The organism is Streptomyces sp. NRRL S-646, assembly GCF_000720765.1.
Lineage (GTDB): Bacteria > Actinomycetota > Actinomycetes > Streptomycetales > Streptomycetaceae > Streptomyces.
In genome coordinates this window covers 78,200-94,936 of sequence record NZ_JODC01000012.1, presented here as the reverse complement: position 1 = coordinate 94,936, position 16,737 = coordinate 78,200, and the positions used below count along the sequence as shown (strand labels likewise).

Annotated in this window: 17 protein-coding genes; 5 read left to right on the top strand and 12 right to left on the bottom strand. The window is 71.2% G+C overall.

Going from position 1 to position 16,737, the window contains the following annotated elements; all coding sequences use genetic code 11:
- Positions 1 to 68: 68 nt before the first annotated feature.
- Entirely contained in the window at positions 69 to 299 is a 231-nt protein-coding gene (locus tag IH68_RS0131555) for a DUF4287 domain-containing protein (RefSeq protein ID WP_030941790.1), read from the bottom strand.
- Between the two features lie 105 nt (positions 300 to 404).
- Here IH68_RS0131555 and IH68_RS0131550 point away from each other — a divergent pair, with 105 nt between their 5' ends.
- Positions 405 to 716 carry a hypothetical protein gene (locus tag IH68_RS0131550; RefSeq protein ID WP_037885575.1) on the top strand — a complete coding sequence of 104 codons (312 nt, stop codon included), beginning with the start codon at positions 405 to 407 and terminating at the stop codon, positions 714 to 716.
- 3 nt (positions 717 to 719) lie between these two features.
- On the opposite strand, the gene IH68_RS0131545 is transcribed toward IH68_RS0131550, so the two are convergent.
- The 3 genes from IH68_RS0131545 to IH68_RS0131535 all read right to left on the bottom strand — a co-directional run bounded on the left by IH68_RS0131545 (position 720) and on the right by IH68_RS0131535 (position 4,365).
- A complete protein-coding gene (locus tag IH68_RS0131545; protein ID WP_037885573.1) occupies positions 720 to 1,496 on the bottom strand; it encodes a hypothetical protein in 777 nt (258 codons plus the stop codon).
- Positions 1,497 to 1,790: 294 nt separating this feature from the next.
- The gene (locus tag IH68_RS0131540; protein WP_030941784.1) at positions 1,791 to 3,011 is read right to left on the bottom strand and encodes an acetyl-CoA C-acetyltransferase; all 1,221 of its coding nucleotides are present in this window, start codon (positions 3,009 to 3,011) and stop codon (positions 1,791 to 1,793) included.
- A gap of 325 nt (positions 3,012 to 3,336) precedes the next feature.
- Positions 3,337 to 4,365 carry an SGNH/GDSL hydrolase family protein gene (locus IH68_RS0131535; RefSeq protein ID WP_030941782.1) on the bottom strand — a complete coding sequence of 343 codons (1,029 nt, stop codon included), beginning with the start codon at positions 4,363 to 4,365 and terminating at the stop codon, positions 3,337 to 3,339.
- A gap of 148 nt (positions 4,366 to 4,513) precedes the next feature.
- On the opposite strand from IH68_RS0131535, the gene IH68_RS0131530 reads away from it, so the two are divergent.
- A complete protein-coding gene (locus tag IH68_RS0131530) occupies positions 4,514 to 5,902 on the top strand; it encodes a cystathionine beta-synthase (RefSeq protein ID WP_030941780.1) in 1,389 nt (462 codons plus the stop codon).
- A gap of 336 nt (positions 5,903 to 6,238) precedes the next feature.
- Here IH68_RS0131530 and IH68_RS0131525 read toward each other — a convergent pair whose 3' ends face one another.
- Positions 6,239 to 7,066: a helix-turn-helix transcriptional regulator gene (locus tag IH68_RS0131525; protein WP_030941778.1), complete on the bottom strand. Its 828-nt coding sequence runs from the start codon at positions 7,064 to 7,066 to the stop codon at positions 6,239 to 6,241.
- Positions 7,067 to 7,213: 147 nt separating this feature from the next.
- On the opposite strand from IH68_RS0131525, the gene IH68_RS0131520 reads away from it, so the two are divergent.
- Entirely contained in the window at positions 7,214 to 7,975 is a 762-nt protein-coding gene (locus tag IH68_RS0131520; protein ID WP_030941776.1) for an SDR family oxidoreductase, read from the top strand.
- A 2-nt stretch (positions 7,976 to 7,977) separates the two neighbouring features.
- Here IH68_RS0131520 and IH68_RS0131515 read toward each other — a convergent pair whose 3' ends face one another.
- The 7 genes from IH68_RS0131515 to IH68_RS0131485 form a co-directional block, all read right to left on the bottom strand.
- Positions 7,978 to 8,409, bottom strand: coding sequence for a hypothetical protein (locus tag IH68_RS0131515; protein WP_030941774.1), 432 nt, complete (start codon positions 8,407 to 8,409; stop codon positions 7,978 to 7,980).
- A gap of 32 nt (positions 8,410 to 8,441) precedes the next feature.
- On the bottom strand, positions 8,442 to 10,043 hold the full coding sequence (locus IH68_RS0131510; RefSeq protein WP_030941772.1) for a SulP family inorganic anion transporter: 1,602 nt from the start codon (positions 10,041 to 10,043) through the stop codon (positions 8,442 to 8,444).
- A 31-nt stretch (positions 10,044 to 10,074) separates the two neighbouring features.
- Positions 10,075 to 10,749: a carbonic anhydrase gene (locus tag IH68_RS0131505; RefSeq protein ID WP_030941770.1), complete on the bottom strand. Its 675-nt coding sequence runs from the start codon at positions 10,747 to 10,749 to the stop codon at positions 10,075 to 10,077.
- A 147-nt stretch (positions 10,750 to 10,896) separates the two neighbouring features.
- Positions 10,897 to 11,826, bottom strand: coding sequence for an ABC transporter substrate-binding protein (locus tag IH68_RS0131500; protein WP_030941768.1), 930 nt, complete (start codon positions 11,824 to 11,826; stop codon positions 10,897 to 10,899).
- Between the two features lie 10 nt (positions 11,827 to 11,836).
- Positions 11,837 to 12,499, bottom strand: coding sequence for an ABC transporter permease (locus IH68_RS0131495; protein WP_030941765.1), 663 nt, complete (start codon positions 12,497 to 12,499; stop codon positions 11,837 to 11,839).
- Between the two features lies 1 nt (position 12,500).
- The gene (locus IH68_RS0131490; RefSeq protein ID WP_030941763.1) at positions 12,501 to 13,142 is read right to left on the bottom strand and encodes an ABC transporter permease; all 642 of its coding nucleotides are present in this window, start codon (positions 13,140 to 13,142) and stop codon (positions 12,501 to 12,503) included.
- Positions 13,139 to 14,173 carry an ABC transporter ATP-binding protein gene (locus IH68_RS0131485; RefSeq protein ID WP_030941761.1) on the bottom strand — a complete coding sequence of 345 codons (1,035 nt, stop codon included), beginning with the start codon at positions 14,171 to 14,173 and terminating at the stop codon, positions 13,139 to 13,141. The genes IH68_RS0131490 and IH68_RS0131485 overlap by 4 nt, the downstream gene beginning before the upstream one ends.
- 142 nt (positions 14,174 to 14,315) lie before the next feature.
- On the opposite strand from IH68_RS0131485, the gene IH68_RS0131480 reads away from it, so the two are divergent.
- A complete protein-coding gene (locus IH68_RS0131480; RefSeq protein ID WP_030941759.1) occupies positions 14,316 to 15,833 on the top strand; it encodes an aromatic amino acid ammonia-lyase in 1,518 nt (505 codons plus the stop codon).
- Entirely contained in the window at positions 15,830 to 16,690 is an 861-nt protein-coding gene (locus tag IH68_RS0131475; protein WP_030941756.1) for a MurR/RpiR family transcriptional regulator, read from the top strand. The genes IH68_RS0131480 and IH68_RS0131475 overlap by 4 nt, the downstream gene beginning before the upstream one ends.
- The last annotated feature ends 47 nt before the right edge of the window (positions 16,691 to 16,737 follow it).

The following is a 16,737-nucleotide window of genomic DNA, read 5'->3' as shown; positions in this document are numbered from 1 at the left end:
GCGTCACATTTGCGGCTACCGCCGCGTGGCTACCTGGGGCCCTTCGCCGTCGTCCAGACAGTGCGCGCCTAGAGGAATTTGCGCGCGGCCCTCCTCAGGTCGTACTCATGAACAATCGCCTTGGCATGGCCGTACGCCAGATTGTGCTCGTGGCGGAGCCAGCTGACCTTCTCCTCGAAGTTGAAGAGAGCCGGGCCATCTTCGACGGCGCGAAGCCAGTCGGAGACTTCACGGCCGGTGCAGTGGGGGATGCGGGCGAGCAGGTTGCGATGGGTCTCCTCGGAGAAGACTTGGGACATCGGCGCCTCCGGACGCAAAGGGGATGTAAGCCGGTCCTTCAGGTCACCGTGCCTGAGCGTTCGCCCGTTGGCAACAGTCGGGATGCGACGCGTACGCTCCACTCCGTGGTTGATACGACGCCTTTGACTCGTGCCGTTGATCACTTTGCCGACCGTCTGAGGGCCGCACCTCAGAGTCGGCTGCAGCGGGGCGCTGCCGCGGAAGCGCTGGCGCTGGCTCGGGAGATGGCCCGGCGGGCCCAGGCCGTGGAGGAACCCGGCACGGAGCCCCGGGAGATGCCGGACGCCGGGATGTTCGCCGCCGCGGACCAAATCACCGTCGCCGTGCATGACTTGGCCCTCGTGCTCAGTGACGAGGGCCAGGTGGAAGAAGCTGTGCGGTTGGTGGAGGAGGCGCAGAAACGCGCCGGGGTGTGACCCCTAGAGGGACGCTATGACCCTGTCCGCCAGGATGTAGACATTCTCCTCGCCGCACTCGAACGTCAGCGTGTACGCGCCCGAGATGCCCGAACCGCCCAGCAGGACCGGGGTTTCGCCCGCCCGCAGGGCCGCGGCGAGGCGTTCTGCCGTTTCGCGGTGGCCCGGGGTCATGCAGAGGGTGGTGCCGTCGGCGAAGACGTAGACGTCGAGGGTGCCCAGGGGGCCCGGGCGGACGTCGGCCAGTTCCACACGGGAGGCGGCGAGTTCCTCGAGGGTGGCCACCGTGCGCTCATGGTCGTTCACGACCGGTGACTGGACCGGGACGAAGTCCGGGTGGGAGGGGTGGCGGCGGCGGGCCGCGGCCAGTTCGGGGGAGTCCCCCGCGAAATCGTCGGCGTCCGCGGTCGGCTCGCTCACCGGCTCCAGACCCATGAAATCGGCCTGCCGGGGCAGGAACAGCTCGCTGTCCGCCAGGCCCAGCAGCGAGGGCGCGTCGGAGGCGTCACGGGCCTCCTGGGCGGCCCAGAAGGCGCGTGCCTCGGCCAGTTCGCGCTCACGCTCCTCGGCGAGCGCCTCGGCCACCGCGGCGCGTATGTCGTCGGCCTCCGAGGAGGGGCGGGCGGCAGGCACGAGACCGCGCGTGGTGCGGTGCTCGGCGAGCTGGGTGTGCAGTGCCGCGACCTCACGGCGCAACACCATGAGCGTCCGCAGGACGGCGACACCCACGGCGCCCGTGGCGGCCGTGATGACCAGCAAGGTGATCGGCATGGCGCTCACTGACGTACTCCCGGTTCAAAGTCGACCCCCGACTTCCTACATCAGCTTGAAGGGCGGACTAACCAGCTGTCAGTGCGTAACGTCACGAAACGGGCAGGACTTTGGGTCCGGGGTTTAGCGGCGCAGCGGCCTTGACCTGCGTAAATCCCCCTTCTAAGGGAGATAGGTCACATCCTGGGGGAGATTGGATCACAAAATGGCCCGGAGGGCCGGGGTTTCCCGGACTCCGGGCCATCGGCTCACGGTGGGTGCCTTGTTGACTACCGAGAGGTTGAGGTTGGAGGGGTCAGAGGTTCAGCTGAGGCGCTCGATGACCATCGCCATGCCCTGGCCGCCGCCGACGCACATCGTCTCCAGACCGAACTGCTTGTCGTGGAACTGGAGGGAGTTGATGAGGGTGCCGGTGATGCGGGCGCCGGTCATGCCGAAGGGGTGGCCGACGGCGATGGCGCCGCCGTTGACGTTCAGCTTGTCGAGGTCGATGCCGAGGTCGCGGTAGGAGGGGATCACCTGGGCGGCGAACGCCTCGTTGATCTCGACCAGGTCGATGTCGTCGATGGTGAGGCCGGCGCGGCGCAGGGCCTGGTTGCTGGCCTCGACCGGGCCGAGGCCCATGATCTCGGGAGACAGGCCGGAGACGCCGGTCGACACGATGCGGGCGAGCGGGGTCAGGCCCAGCTCGCGGGCCTTGGTGTCGGACATGATGACGACCGCGGCGGCGCCGTCGTTGAGGGGGCAGCAGTTGGCGGCGGTGACCAGGCCGTCCGGGCGGAAGACCGGCTTGAGGCCCTGGACGCCCTCCATGGTCACGCCCGGGCGGGGGCCGTCGTCCTTGGAGATGACGGTGCCGTCGGGGAGGGTGACCGGGGTGATCTCGCGCTCCCAGAAGCCGTTCTTGATGGCTTCCTCGGCGAGGTTCTGCGAGCGGACGCCGAACTCGTCCATGTCCTGGCGGGTCACGCCCTTGACGCGGGCCAGGTTCTCGGCGGTCTGGCCCATGGCGATGTAGGGGTCGGGGACGAGGCCGTCCTCGCGCGGGTCGTGCCAGGTGGTGCCCTCCTGCTGGGCGACGGCCTCGGTGCGGGCCTCGGCCTCGGCGAAGAGGGGGTTGTGCGTGTCCGGGAGGCTGTCCGAGTTGCCCTTGACGTAGCGGGAGACCATCTCGACGCCCGCCGAGATGAAGACGTCGCCCTCGCCGGCCTTGATGGCGTGCAGGGCCATGCGGCTCGTCTGGAGGGAGGAGGAGCAGTAGCGGGTGACGGTGCAGCCCGGGAGGTGGTCCATTCCCATCTGTACGGCGACGATGCGGCCGAGGTTGTTGCCCTGCTCGCCGCCGGGGAGGCCGCAGCCGAGGTGGAGGTCGTCGATGTCGCGGGGGTCCAGCTCGGGGACCTTGGCCAGGGCCGCCTGGATGATGGTGGCGGTGAGGTCGTCGGGGCGCAGGTCTTTGAGGGAGCCCTTGAAGGCGCGGCCGATGGGGGAGCGGGCGGTCGAGACGATCACGGCTTCGGGCATCACGGCTCCATTGGCGTACGGGGGTGTTCTTCCTGGCAGGGCTGGTTGGGAAGTTACCCGTACGTACCGTCGGGGTCACCCGTGTCGGGGTGTGACCCTGACCGCAATTTTCTAAGCGCTTGCTTTTTTCGCCCCCGCCGCCCCTACCCGTCCCGTACCTGGGGGCTGCCGCCCCCAGACCCCCGCTTTCGGCCTGAACGGCCTCGTCCTCAAACGCCGGACGGGCTGAAAAGATCAAAATCAGCCCCTCCGGCGTTTGAGGAGCGGGGGTCCGGGGGCTGGCCCCCGGGACGGGACGGGACGGGTAGGGGCGGCGGGGGCGGGATCACTGCGAGGGCTGTTGTACCGGGGCCCGTTCCGGTTCCGGTACCCGGTGCCTGCGCCTTCGTTTGAGGAGGGCCCAGGGGGCCCGGGGGCCTGTGGGCATGGCCGCTGTGACCTCTGTGCCTGCCTCCGAGGCGGCCTCTGCGGCTGCCTTGGCCACCGGCAGGAAGCCTTCGCGGCGGGTGACGTCGGGGCGTTCCTCCTCGGCCGGCCAGAGTTCCAGGGCCGCGCAGACCGTCGGCAGTACTGCCATTGCCGCCGTGGCGTACCCCTCGGCTGAGGGGTGGTAGTTGTCGGGGCCGAAGAGCTCGCGGGGGTTCGCCTCGAATTCGGGGCCGAGCAGGTCGCCCAGCGACACCGTGCGGCCGCCCTGTTCCACCGTGCCGATCGTCTGGGCCGCGGCCAGCTGGCGGGAGGCCCGGCGGGCCAGCCAGCGCAGCGGTTGCTGGACCCGTTCCACCGTGCCCAGGTCGGGGCAGGTGCCGACCACCACCTCCGCCCCGGCCGTCCGCAGCCGCCGTACCGTCGACGAGAGGTGGCGGACCGAGCGGGTCGGCGGCATGCGGTGGGTGACGTCGTTGGCGCCGATCATGATCACGCAGATGTCCGGCACCAGGGCGGGGTTCGCCAGGACCAGGGCCACCTGGCGGTCCAGGTCGTCCGACGTGGCCCCCGGGAGGGCCACGTTGTGGAGTTCCACCGGGCGTTCCGCCACCGCGGACAGCCCGGAGGCCAGGAGCGCGCCCGGGGTCTGGCTCGCCCGGTGCACGCCCTGCCCCGCCGCCGTGGAGTCACCGAGCATCGTCAGGCGCAGGGGCGGTTCGTCGGGGGTGGCGTACGTGGTGCCGTAGAGGCCGTCCGCCACGGGGACCCGGCCGCCGGAGCCGTTGCCCACATGGCGCCTGGCCATCCGGACCTCCGCCAGCAGCAGACCGACGGCGGCCGCGCCGGCCAGTCCGATCCCGCCACCGCCGTATGCCGCGCCGGCCGCGATCCGCCGGGCCACCCTCGCCCTCGACATGCTCGTCATACGTCGCCGCCACCTCCTCGAAGCCGTACATCCACTCCTTGCCCCGTACCGACCGTTCGCCAATCTCAACGACAAGTGAACGGCCCTCCCGAGCCGTAGGCTGGCTGCACCATCACGATCACTTCTTTGCAAGCATCCGGAGACAACGGTGCATTTCCACGACTCGATGATCAGTCTCGTCGGCAACACCCCGCTGGTGAGGCTCAACAACGTGACCAAGGGCATCCGGGCGACCGTCCTGGCCAAGGTCGAGTACTTCAACCCCGGCGGCTCCGTGAAGGACCGCATCGCCCTGCGCATGATCGAGGCGGCGGAGGAGAGCGGCGCGCTCAAGCCCGGCGGGACGATCGTGGAGCCGACCAGCGGGAACACCGGCGTCGGCCTGGCCATCGTGGCGCAGCAGAAGGGGTACAAGTGCATCTTCGTGTGCCCCGACAAGGTGAGCACGGACAAGATCAATGTGCTGCGGGCGTACGGCGCGGAGGTCGTCGTCTGCCCGACGGCCGTCGATCCCGAGCACCCGGACTCGTACTACAACGTCTCCGACCGGCTCGTGCGTGAGACCCCGGGAGCGTGGAAGCCCGACCAGTACTCCAACCCCAACAACCCCCTCTCCCACTACCACTCCACCGGCCCTGAGCTGTGGGAGCAGACCGAGGGGAAGATCACCCACTTCGTGGCGGGTGTGGGGACCGGCGGCACCATCTCCGGTACCGGGCGGTACCTCAAGGACGTGAGCGACGGCGGCGTCCAGGTCGTGGGCGCCGACCCCGAGGGCTCCGTGTACTCCGGTGGTTCAGGGCGGCCGTATCTCGTCGAGGGCGTGGGCGAGGACTTCTGGCCCACCGCCTACGACCGGACCGTCGCCGACGAGATCGTCGCCGTCTCGGACAAGGACTCCTTCCAGATGACCCGCCGGCTCGCCAAGGAGGAGGGGCTGCTCGTCGGCGGCTCCTGCGGCATGGCGGTCGTGGCGGCCCTGCGGGTCGCCGAGCGGCTGGACGAGAACGGCGTCGTGGTGGTGCTCCTGCCGGACAGCGGGCGCGGGTACCTCAGCAAGATCTTCAACGACGAGTGGATGGCCGACTACGGCTTCCTCGAGGACGAGGGCCCGAGCGCGCGCGTCGGCGACGTCCTGAGCGACAAGGAGCACGGCGCGATCCCGTCCCTCGTCCACATGCACCCGGACGAGACCGTCGGCGAGGCCATCGAGGTGCTGCGCGAGTACGGCGTCTCGCAGATGCCGATCGTGAAGCCCGGCGCCGGTCACCCCGACGTCATGGCCGCCGAGGTCGTGGGCTCGGTCGTGGAGCGCGAGCTGCTCGACGCCCTGTTCACCAAGCGGGCCTCGCTCGACGACCCGCTGGAGAAGCACATGTCCGCCCCGCTGCCCCAGGTCGGCTCCGGCGAACCGGTCGGCGACCTGATGTCCGTGCTCGGTGCCGCGGACGCGGCGATCGTCCTGGTCGAGGGCAAGCCGACCGGTGTGGTCAGCCGGCAGGACCTGCTGGCCTTCCTCGCCAAGGGCGGGAAGTAGCGGCAAACGTCCGGTGAACCGGGGGTGCCGGAGGCGAACTTCCGTTTGCCTACCGAAGTGGTGGACTTCCTCGAAGTGGTACGAGCGTGTCACGTCCACGCAGCACACGCTTAACACGGGTCCGGCACATTAGTGGGTGTCGGCAGGGCGGGAGCGGCTCCCCGCCCCGGCCGGCACCGAAACGTCCAAGGACCTCCGGAGCGGCTCCCGGACCTCCATGGACGCCCGGACGTAGACCTGGCCTGACCCGGTCGACGTCCCTCGCGGGGACCGCCGTCGTCCCGCCCCCCGGCAACGGGGGTGCGGCGGTCCCCGCGCATATCTTTTTCGGCGCGGCTATGCGCTCGTACTGGCCCAACTCCCCAGCAGGGCAAGCCTTTCCGCCGTCTCCGAGCCCGGCTCCGGTGTGTACGCCACGATCGTCTGGTCCGGTTCCGACGGAAGGGACAGGGACTCGTACGGGAGGGTCAGCAGGCCCGCGACCGGATGGCGGACGCGCTTGACGCCGTACATGCAGGCCTTGACCTGGTGGTCGGCCCACAGACGGCGGAAGTCCTCGCTCTTGAGGGAGAGTTCGCCGACCAGTTCGCGCAGGCCGGGGTCGTCGGGGCGGGCGCCCGCGTTCAGCCGCAGGTGGGCGACGGTCTGGGCGGCGACCGCGGCCCAGTCGGGGTAGACGGTACGGCCGTCGGGGTCCAGGAACAGGTGGCGGACGACGTTGCGCCGGGCGGGCGGCATCCGGCTGAAGCCGCTCAGGGCGTCGGCGAGCGCGTTCCAGGCCAGGACGTCCATGGCGGGCCCGAGGACGAACGCCGGGTTGTGCGCCATGCCGTCGAGCAGCACCTGGATGCCGGGGCGGACCCGGGGCGCGGCCCGGCGCCGCTCGCGCTTCTTCTGCGGCCGGGCCACCGCGTACAGGTACGCGTGCTCCTCGTCGTCCAGTCGCAGTACGCGCGAGATGGCGTCCAGCACCGCGTCCGAGACGCTCGGACCGCGGCCCTGTTCCAGGCGGATGTAGTAGTCGACGCTCACACCTGCCAGCTGCGCCACCTCCTCGCGGCGCAGGCCGGGCACGCGGCGCCGCCCGTGCGAGGCCAGCCCCACCTCCTCGGGCCGGATGCGGGCGCGGCGCGAGCGCAGGAAATCTCCGAGGTCCCCGTCCATGGGTTCGATCGTAGGGGAGGGGCGGAATTCGAACCTGGTACTGGCAGACCCAGGAAAAGCTCATCCCTGGGTAGGGCCGCGGCCGCGGCGCAGGGTGGTCGGTGTCGCCGGGAAACGCCCGGGCGACTTCCTTGCGGAGGAGCACTCATGTCGTACGAGAACCTGGCCGGCCGTACCGCTGTCGTCACCGGGGCCGCGAGCGGGATCGGCGAGGCCGTTGCCGTGCTGCTGGCCGCGCAGGGCGCCAGGGTCGCGCTGCTGGCCCGGCGCCGGGAACGGCTGGACGGGATCGTGGAGAAGATCCGGGCGAACGGCGGGCAGGCGCTCGCCGTGGTCGCCGACGTGACCGACGGCGGATCGGTGGACGCGGCCGTCGAGCGGATCCACGCCGCCTACGGGACCGTCGACCTGGTCGTGAACTCGGCCGGAGTCATGTTGCCGAACCCCGTCGACGACGGGCGGGCAGACGAGTGGCAGCGGATGCTCGACACCAATGTCAGCGGTGTGCTGCGGGTGATCCGCGCCTTCACCGGCGATCTGGTGGGTGCGGCCGCGGACGGCCGTACCGCGGACCTCGTGAACATCTCGTCCATCGGCGCGCACATCACGTTCCCCAACTACGCGGTGTACGGGGCGACCAAGGCCGCCGTCACCTATCTCTCGCAGTCCCTGCGCGGCGAGTTCGGGCCGCGTGACGTGCGTGTCACCAACATCGAGCCCGGGTTGACCGAGACCGAGCTGGCGCAGCACATCGACAGCGACTCGCTGCAGGAGCAGGTGGCGGGGATGGTCGAGGCGCTGGGCTCGCTGGCGGCCGAGGAGGTCGCCGATGTCGTGGCCTACGTCAGCAGCCGTCCCCGGCACGTCAACCTGCGGCAGATCATGGTGCTGCCGACCCGGCAGGCGTGAGGTCAGTCCTCCCAGCGGTCCTCGTCCTTGGCGGCACGGCGACGGCGGCCGAAGAGGTTCGGGTTGACGCGGGCGGCCGAGAAGGCGTTCACGCCGACGATGCCGGCCCAGGTGATGAACAGGCCGGCCAGATGACCGATGCCGCCGCCGATCGCGGACAGCGGGATCGCCAGGACCAGCGAGACGATGCCGAAGCCGAAGCGCTCGCCCCAGGAGTCCGTCGGCGGCTTCGGTGCCCGGGAGCCCCGGGCCACCACCATCTGCTGCTCGGCGAGCTGCCTGCGCACCCGGCGCTCGACCGCGCCGTCGATGCGCTGGTCGACCTTCTCCAGGAACGAGTCGACCAGCGCCGACTCGTACTCCTCGCCCAGTTCCCTGCGCGCCTGCAGGGTGGCGTTGAGTTCCTTCTTGAGCTCGGCGTCCCGCGCGTCCATCCCCGTCTCCATTCCCGTCATGGGAACCCACGTTAGGGAGCCGGGGCGCTCACCGCACTGGGGATAGCCCCCCTGTCGGGGCTGGGGTTCACCGGGAGGACACCGAACGACTCCAGAACCCTGCGGTGGCCCTGGCCGACGCCGCTGATGCTGACCTCGATGCCGCGGGCGCGGAGGTCGCCGACCACGTCCTTGAGCGCCATCGCGCCGGTCGCGTCCACCGCGGTCAGACCCGACAGGCGCAGGTCCACGGCCGCGACGCCCTGCACGTCGGCGAGGCTGCGGCGGAAACGGTGGGCGGCGGCGAACAGGAGCGGGCCGTCGAAGCGGTACGTCACCGTGCTGGTCCCCCCGGGCACCTCGTCGGCCGCGGCGGGGGTGAGGCGGGTGCCGCGGACGGCCGCGCGCAGGGCCAGCAGGACGGAGACGCCGAGACCGATCATTACGGCTCGTACCAGGTCAAGGGCGAGCGTCGAGGCCGCGGTGAGGACCAGGACCAGGGCGTCGCCGTGGGTCGCGCGGGCCATGGCCCGTACGGCGTCCGTCTCCACCATCCGTACGGCGGTCGCGAGCAGGACGCCCGCCAGCGCGGCCAGCGGGATACGGCCCACCAGCGGGGCGGCGACCGCGACGATCCCGGCCAGGATCACGGCGTGCGCGAGGGCGGCCAGGCGGGAGGTGGTGCCGGTGCGGACGTTGACCGCGGTGCGGGCGATCGCGCCCGTCGCCGGGACGCCGCCGAAGAGCGGGGCCGCGAGGTTGGCGATGCCCTGCCCGAAGAGCTCCTTGCCAGGGTTGTGGCGTTCGCCCGGGCGCATCCCGTCGGCCACGGACGCGGACAGCAGTGACTCCAGGGCTGCGAGCGCGGCGACCGCGGCTGCGGGCGCGAGGAGGGTGGGGATCCGGGTGACGTCGAGGAAGGCGAGGGAGGGCGCGGGCAGGGAGGGCGGGAGCGTGCCGATGCGGGTGACGTGGAGGTGCAGGGCCTCGGCCACGACCGTCGCCGCGGCCACGGCGGCGAGGGAGAAGGGCACGGTGGGCTTCCAGCGGGCACCCGCCAGCATCAGCGCCGCCGAGCCGAGGGCGAGCAGCAGGGCCGGCCACTGCGGGGCGGCCCCGAACTCCTCGGCCGCCCGCGCCGCGACGACCGCGACCTGCTCGCCGTGCGGGAGCGGCACGCCGAGCGCGTTCGGCACCTGCTGCAGGGCGATCACGGCCGCGATGCCGATGGTGAAACCGGCGATCACGGGTGCGGGCACGTACGCCATGGCGGATCCGGCCCGGGCGAAGGCCAGCCCCAGCAGCATGAGCCCGGCGAGCAGGCCGACGGTGAGGACGCCGTCGGCGCCGTAGTGGTGGACGATCGGCACGAGGACGACGGTCATCGCGCCCGTGGGGCCGCTGACCTGGCGCGCGCTGCCGCCGAAGAGCGCGGCGAGCGACCCGGCGACGATCGCGGTGACCAGCCCGGAGGCGGCACCGAGCCCGGAGGTGACCCCGAAGCCGAGGGCGAGGGGAAGGGCTACGACGGCGACGGTGAGGCCGCACAGGAGGTCGCGGCGCGGGGCGCGGGTCATGGAGCGGAGGTCGGCGAGGGAGGGCAGGACGGAGAGGGCCGAGCGAGGGGGGTTCATGGGTCTTCTTCGTGAGGGGGTGACAGGTGGGTCAGGGCAGCAGGGAGACCAGCCCGGTGTCGAGGTCGAAGCGTGCCGCCGTCACATGGGCCGAAGTGAAGGCCGGGTCGGCGCGGATCGCGTCCCGTACCCAGACCGTGTTGGCCCGCATGGTGTGTTCGGCCCAGTCGCCGGGCAGGTGCCGGGTGCGCAGGGCGGCCGGGGCGATCTCGTCCACCAGCAGCTCCAGATGGCCGGGGACCGGGGCGTCGGTTCGCAGATGGTCCAGGGTGGCCGCGACCGCCCCGCAGCGCTCGTGCCCGAGCACCAGCACCAGCGGGATGTGCAGTTCCTGGACGCCGTACTGGATGGAGGCGAGCACCGCCTCGTCCAGCACCTGGCCGGCCGTCCTTATGCAGATCAGGTCCCCGAGGCCCTGGTCGAAGACGAGTTCCGGCGGTACGCGGGAGTCGATGCAGCCGACGACCACCGCGAACGGGTGCTGTCCGGCCGCCAGCGCGTGCCGCCGCCCGTTGCTCTCGTGCGGGTGGCGGGATCCACCGGTGGCGTAGCGCCGGTTGCCGGCGAGCAGTTCGGCCAGGGCGGAGCGGGCGGTGACGGGCGGGCGGGGTCGGGTGTCGGGGGCGGCGGGGGCCGCCGACGCTGGTGCGGCGGCCAGCGCGCCGACGGCGGTGGCGGTGAGAAAGGCCCTGCGGTTCGAGGCCATGACGCATCCTCAGGTGTCGTGCTGATAGCGCGAATTCACCGTATGCATGCGATCAGTCACCCTGAGTGCCCATTTAATGACACTTGGTTGATTCGTCGTCAGATCATCGCCGCGGGGATACCCCCTCTTGATCCCTCGATCTCCTGATCAGGCGAGCCCGTGCTGCTTCGCGTACGCGTCGGCCACGTCCTCCGGGTCCTTCTTGTCGTTGTCGACCTGGCTGTTGAGCTGGGTGAGCTGGGCGGTTGTCAGGACGTTGCCGAGCCTGGCGAGGGCCTCGCGGACCTTGTCGTCGGCCTTGCGGTCGGCGATGAGCGGGACGATGTGCTGGCTGGGGATGAGGTTCTTCGGGTCGGTCAGCACCACCCAGTCGTTGGCGGCGATGTCCGTGTCGGTGGTGAAGAGGTTCGCCACGTCCACGTCGCCCTTCTTCAGGGCGCCCTTGACCAGCGGGCCGTCGGAGTCGAGCGACTTGAACTCCTTGAACTCCACGCCGTAGACGTCCTTCAGACCGATCGCGCCCACCCGGCGCTTCTTCACCTCGGGTGCGGCGCCGATGACCAGCTTGCCGTTCTGCTTGGCCAGGTCGGCGAGGGTGGTCAGGCCGTACTTCCGGGCCGTCTCCCGGGTGACGACGAAACAGTCGGAGTCGGCGGCCTGGCCGTACGGCAGGACCTGGAGGCCGCTGGGCATCGCCTCGGTGAGCGCGTTCTGCATGGTGCCGGGCTCCGCCGAATTGTCCTTCGGGGCGAGGTAGTTGAGGAGGGCGCCCTGGTACTCGGGGAGGAGGTCGATGTCGCCGCTCTTCAGGGCGGGGATCACGATCTCGCGGGTGCCGAGGTTGGGGCGGACCTTCACCTTCACACCGGCCTGCTGGAGCACGGCCGCGTAGAGGTAGCCGAGTACCTGGTTCTCGGTGAAGTTGGCGGTGCCGATGGTGACTCCGCCCTTGCTGGAGCCGCCGCCACCGGAGGCGGAGCCCTGGCCGTCGAGGGAGGTGATGCCGCTTGCGCAGGCGGAGAGGGCGGGGACGGAGGCCGCGGCGAAGAGGCCGCCGAGGAGGGTGCGTCGGTTCATCGGAAAGTCCCTAGGCGGTGCGGTGGCGGAAGAGGAAGCGCTGGAGGGTGCTGAGCAGCAGGTCGAGGAGTACGGCGACCACGGCGACCAGCACCGCGCCGCCCAGCACCTGCACGAGGTCGCGCTGGGCGAGGCCGTCGAAGACGTAGCGTCCGAGGCCGCCGAAGGAGACGTAGGCGGCGATCGTGGCGGTGGCGACGACCTGGATCAGCGCCAGGCGCAGGCCCGTCATGATCAGGGGGAGCGCGAGGGGCAACTCGACCTGGAACAGGACCTGGTGGCCGCGCATGCCCTGACCGCGGGCGGCGTCGCGGACGTCCGGGTCGACGGCCGTCATGCCCGCGTAGGTGTTGGTGACGATCGCCGGGACCGCGAGGGCGACCAGGGCCACGTAGACGGGCAGCATCGACAGGCCGCCGGCCAGGAAGACCAGCACGACCAGGCCGACGGTCGGCAGGGCGCGGCCGAAGGACGACAGGTTGATCGCGACGAAGGCGCCCTTGCCGGTGTGGCCGATCAGCAGGCCGAGGGGGAGGCCGATCGCGGCCGCGATGAGGGTCGCGAGCAGCGAGTACTGGAGGTGCTCGGCGAGGCGGTGGGCGATGCCGTCCGGGCCGGTCCACTGTGATCCGCTGGTCAGCCAGCTGCCGAGGTTCTTGAAGAGTTCGTACATCTCAGGCTCGCCGCCTCTTCCACGGGGTGAGGGCGTACTGGAGGGCCACCAGCAGCGCGTCCGCGACCACCGCGAGGAGGATCGTGAGGACCACGCCCACGATCACCGGGGTCGGGAAGTTGCGCTGGAAGCCGTCGGTGAAGAGCTGGCCGAGGCCGCCGTCGCCGATGTAGGTCGCGACGGACACCAGGGAGATCGACATGACCGTCGCGATACGGACGCCCGCCATGATCACGGGGAGTGCTAGCGGGAACTCGACGGTGAGGAGCGTGCGCAGGGGGCGCGTGCCCATCGCCTTCGCCGCCTCCTTGGTCTTGGCGGGGACCGAGTCGAGGCCCTCGACCGTGTTCCGCAGCAGCACGACCAGGGTGTAGACCGTCAGGCCGATGACCGTGGTGGTGCGGGTCAGGCCGCTGATCGGCAGCAGGAGAACGAAGATCGCGATCGAGGGGATCGTGAACAGGACGTTCGAGAAGCCGAGCAGGAAGCCGCGCAGGGGGCGGATCCGGTGCGCGACCACCGCGAGCGGCAGCGAGATCAGGACGCCGAAGAAGACGGCGGTGAGCGCGGCCTGGAGGTGGGAGACGGTGAGGCTGGTGAGGTCGTCGGTGTGGTCGCCTATCCACGACCAGTCGATGGTCATGCGGCCACCCGGGCTTCCGTGTGCGCCTGGCCGGCGTGCTCGTGGATGTCGTCGCGGGACGAGACGCCGGTGAGGACGCCGTCCGCGTCGACGCGGGCGATCAGGCCGGTGGGGGAGGCGACCGACTCGTTGAGGGCCGACAGCAGGGAGTCGGTGTCCTTGAGCGGGCGTACGGGGAGTTCGGCGTCCTTGCCGGCCCAGTGCAGGGGCTTGCGTGCCTCGTCGAGCACGAGGGTCCAGGCGCCGCCCTCGGGGGCCGGGCCCTGCGGGACGTCCGCGAGGGTCTTCAGCGAGAGCAGCTTCAGGCCGCGCTCGGCGCCGAGGAAGTCGGCCACGAAGTCGTCGGCCGGGCGGGCGAGGAGCTCGGTGGGTGCCGCGCACTGCACCAGATGGCCGCCGGTGCGGAAGATCGCGATCTGGTCGCCCAGCCGCACGGCCTCGTCGACGTCGTGGGTGACAAAGACGATGGTCTTGCTCAGCTCCTTCTGCAGGCGCAGGAGTTCGTCCTGGAGCTGGGTGCGCACCACGGGGTCGACCGCGCCGAAGGGCTCGTCCATCAGCAGGACGGGCGGGTCGGCGGCCAGGGCGCGGGCCACGCCCACACGCTGCTGCTGGCCGCCGGAGAGCTGGTGCGGGTAGCGCTTGCCGGCGTCGGCGGCGAGGCCGACCGTCTCCAGCAGCTCGGCGGCCCGGGCGCGGGCCTTCCTGCGGCCCCAGCCGAGCAGGAGCGGCACGGTGGCGATGTTGTCCAGCACCGTGCGGTGCGGGAAGAGGCCCGACTGCTGGATGACGTACCCGATGGAGCGGCGCAGCTCGGCGGCGTCCTGCTGCGTGACGTCCTTGCTGCCGACCCGGATGGTCCCGGAGGTCGGCTCCACCATGCGGTTGATCATCCGCAGGGTGGTCGTCTTGCCGCAACCGGAAGATCCGACGAGGACCGTCACGCCCCCTTCCGGCATTTCCAGGGAGAGGTCATGGACAGCTGTCGTGCCGTTGGGGAAGCGCTTGTGGACCGCGTCGAACTGGATCATGAGTTGTCCCTTGCCCGGCTGTATAACGTCATGCAGAGTTCTTGGTAGCTGAATAGGTTGTCAACGGGTTCGTGTTAATCCGAGGTAACGGATGACCGAAGAGCAAGATCGAGTGTCCGGATTGAGGGGAGATTGGGGTCTTATGTCGTCTCGGATCGTGGACACGCCGCCAACGGCCTTTTCCGGCGGCACCGGTCTCGTCGTCCTCGACGGGGTCGGTCTGGGCGTCGCGGACGTCGTGCGCCTCGCCGACGGGGCCGCGCGGCCCGTCCCCGGGAGCGAGGCGATGCGGCGCGTCGAGGAGTCCTGGGACGCCGCCCGGCAGATCGCCGCGACCGGGCGCGTCTACGGCCGCTCCACCGGAGTGGGCGCCAACCGGAACGAGGATGTGCCCACCGAGGCGGCCGCCGAGCACGGCCTGAGACTGCTGCGAAGCCATGCCGGCGCGATCGGCGAGGAACTGCCCGCGCGGGAGGTGCGGGCGATGCTCGCCGTCCGTGCCAACCAGCTCCTCGCGGGCGGCGCGGGCCTCAGGCCCACCGTCGTCACCGCCCTGTGCGAGGCGCTGGAGAGCGGGGCGCATCCGGTCGTCAACGAGTTCGGCTCGGTCGGCACCGGCGACATCGCGGCACTCGCCCAGGCGGGCCTCGCGCTCGCCGGGGAGCACCCCTGGCGGGAGCCGGGCGCCCCCAAGCCGCTGCAGCTCGACAACAACGACGCGCTGGCCTTCATCAGCAGCAACGCCCTCACCCTCGGCCAGGCCGCCCTCGCCCTGCACGAACTGCGCGGGCTCGTGCAGGCCACCCAGGTCGTCGCGGCCCTCTCCCTGCTGGCCGTCGACGGCTCGCACGAGGCGTACGCCGCGCCCGTGCACGCCGCACGTCCGCACCGGGGCTCCAGCGAGGTCGCCCGCCAGATGCGGGAACTGATCGGCGCGGCGGACCGGCCCACGCCTCCCCTCGGCCGGATCCAGGACCCGTACGGATTCCGCTGTCTGCCCCAGATCCACGGCCCCGCACTGGATGCGGCGGACGACCTGGAGGAGGTCGTCGCGATCGAGATCAACGCGGCCGCCGAGAACCCGCTCATCTCACCCGAGGACATGGCCGCCTACCACCACGGCGGCTTCTACCAGGCCCAGCTCGCCCTCGCCCTGGACCACTTCAGGCTGTCCCTCACCCAGGTGGCCCGCCTGTCGACCTCCCGTCTCTCCACGCTCAACGAGCCCGCCTTCACCCGCCTGCGGCCCTTCCTCGCCGACGAGGTGCCCGCCTCCTCCGGCGTGATGATCCTCGAGTACGCCGCCGGGGCCGCCCTCGGCGATCTGCGGGCCTTCTCCGCTCCCGCCTCGCTCGGGCACGCTGTACTCTCCCGGGGCGTCGAGGAACAGGCCAGCTTCGCCTCGCTCGCCGCACGTCAGACGCTGCGTGCCTGCCGCGCGTACCGTCTCGTCGTGGGCTGCGAACTCGTCGCCGCCGTACGGGCATTGCGCCAGCGCTACCTGCGGCCCGACCCGGACCTGCCGGTGGGCCGTGCGCAGGAGCTCGCCGAGTCGGTGCTGGCGGAGGACCAGACCGACCGGCCGCTCACGGACGACGTGACGGCGGCGGCCGCACTGCTGGACCGGTTCACGGACATCTGGAGGGGGAGCGGGTCATGAGCACGGAGAGGGACCTGAGCGTGGTGGACAGTCCGGCGGGGCGGCTGCAGACGCTCTTCGAGGGGCACCGGCTGACGCCGACCCAGCGGCGCATCGCGCACAGCATGGTGCGGCGGGCCGCCGACGTGCCGTTCCTGTCCAGCGTGGAGCTGGCCGAACTGGCCGGGGTCAGCCAGCCGTCCGTGACCCGCTTCGCCGTCGCCCTCGGCTTCGACGGCTACCCGGCGCTGCGCAAGCACCTGCGCGAGGTCGCCCCCGCCGAACAGGCCGCGGACGCCGGCTCGTACAACGAGTACCAGCAGGCCGTGGAGGCCGAGATCGAGAACCTCAGGCACCTCGCCGAACTGCTGGCCGACCCCCGGCCCGTGCAGAAGGCGGGCCGTCTGCTGGCGGCCTCCCGGCCGCTGCCCGTCCTCGGGCTGCGCGCCGCCGCCTCCCAGGCCTACGGCTTCGGCTACTTCGCCGCCAAGGTCCACCCGGACGTACGGCTGCTCAACGAGGGCGGCACGATGATCCACGACCGCATCGAGGCCGCCGTACGGGCCGGTGCGACGGCGCTGCTGTGCTTCGCCCTGCCCCGGCACCCCCGCGAGGTCGTGGACACGCTGGCCTTCGCGAAGGAGGCCGGCCTCACGGTCGTCACGGTCGCCGACTCGGCCTTCGCACCGGTAGCCAAGGTCTCCGACCTGCTCCTGCCCGCCGCCGTCGGCACGGGTCTCGCCTTCGACACCGCCTGCGCGCCGATGCTCCTGGGCCGCGTCCTGCTGGAGGCGATGTGCGACGACCTGCCGGACGCCCAGGCCCGCCTGGAGGAGTTCGACGCACGGGCGGCGGCGCGGGGGCTGTTCGTGGAGTAGGCGGGCGTTTTCAGATTCGTCTCACGTTGCCTCGTTAGCGTGCGTCT

Coding starts and splice junctions, on each gene's coding strand:
- IH68_RS0131555 (WP_030941790.1), bottom strand. CDS start 299: ATGTCCCAAGTCTTCTCCGAGGAGACCCATCGCAACCTGCTCGCCCGC.
- IH68_RS0131540 (WP_030941784.1), bottom strand. CDS start 3,011: ATGCCCGAAGCCGTGATCGTCTCGACCGCCCGCTCCCCCATCGGCCGC.
- IH68_RS0131535 (WP_030941782.1), bottom strand. CDS start 4,365: ATGACGAGCATGTCGAGGGCGAGGGTGGCCCGGCGGATCGCGGCCGGC.
- IH68_RS0131525 (WP_030941778.1), bottom strand. CDS start 7,066: ATGGACGGGGACCTCGGAGATTTCCTGCGCTCGCGCCGCGCCCGCATC.
- IH68_RS0131520 (WP_030941776.1), top strand. CDS start 7,214: ATGTCGTACGAGAACCTGGCCGGCCGTACCGCTGTCGTCACCGGGGCC.
- IH68_RS0131515 (WP_030941774.1), bottom strand. CDS start 8,409: ATGGACGCGCGGGACGCCGAGCTCAAGAAGGAACTCAACGCCACCCTG.
- IH68_RS0131510 (WP_030941772.1), bottom strand. CDS start 10,043: ATGAACCCCCCTCGCTCGGCCCTCTCCGTCCTGCCCTCCCTCGCCGAC.
- IH68_RS0131505 (WP_030941770.1), bottom strand. CDS start 10,749: ATGGCCTCGAACCGCAGGGCCTTTCTCACCGCCACCGCCGTCGGCGCG.
- IH68_RS0131500 (WP_030941768.1), bottom strand. CDS start 11,826: ATGAACCGACGCACCCTCCTCGGCGGCCTCTTCGCCGCGGCCTCCGTC.
- IH68_RS0131495 (WP_030941765.1), bottom strand. CDS start 12,499: ATGTACGAACTCTTCAAGAACCTCGGCAGCTGGCTGACCAGCGGATCA.
- IH68_RS0131490 (WP_030941763.1), bottom strand. CDS start 13,142: ATGACCATCGACTGGTCGTGGATAGGCGACCACACCGACGACCTCACC.
- IH68_RS0131485 (WP_030941761.1), bottom strand. CDS start 14,173: ATGATCCAGTTCGACGCGGTCCACAAGCGCTTCCCCAACGGCACGACA.
- IH68_RS0131480 (WP_030941759.1), top strand. CDS start 14,316: ATGTCGTCTCGGATCGTGGACACGCCGCCAACGGCCTTTTCCGGCGGC.
- IH68_RS0131475 (WP_030941756.1), top strand. CDS start 15,830: ATGAGCACGGAGAGGGACCTGAGCGTGGTGGACAGTCCGGCGGGGCGG.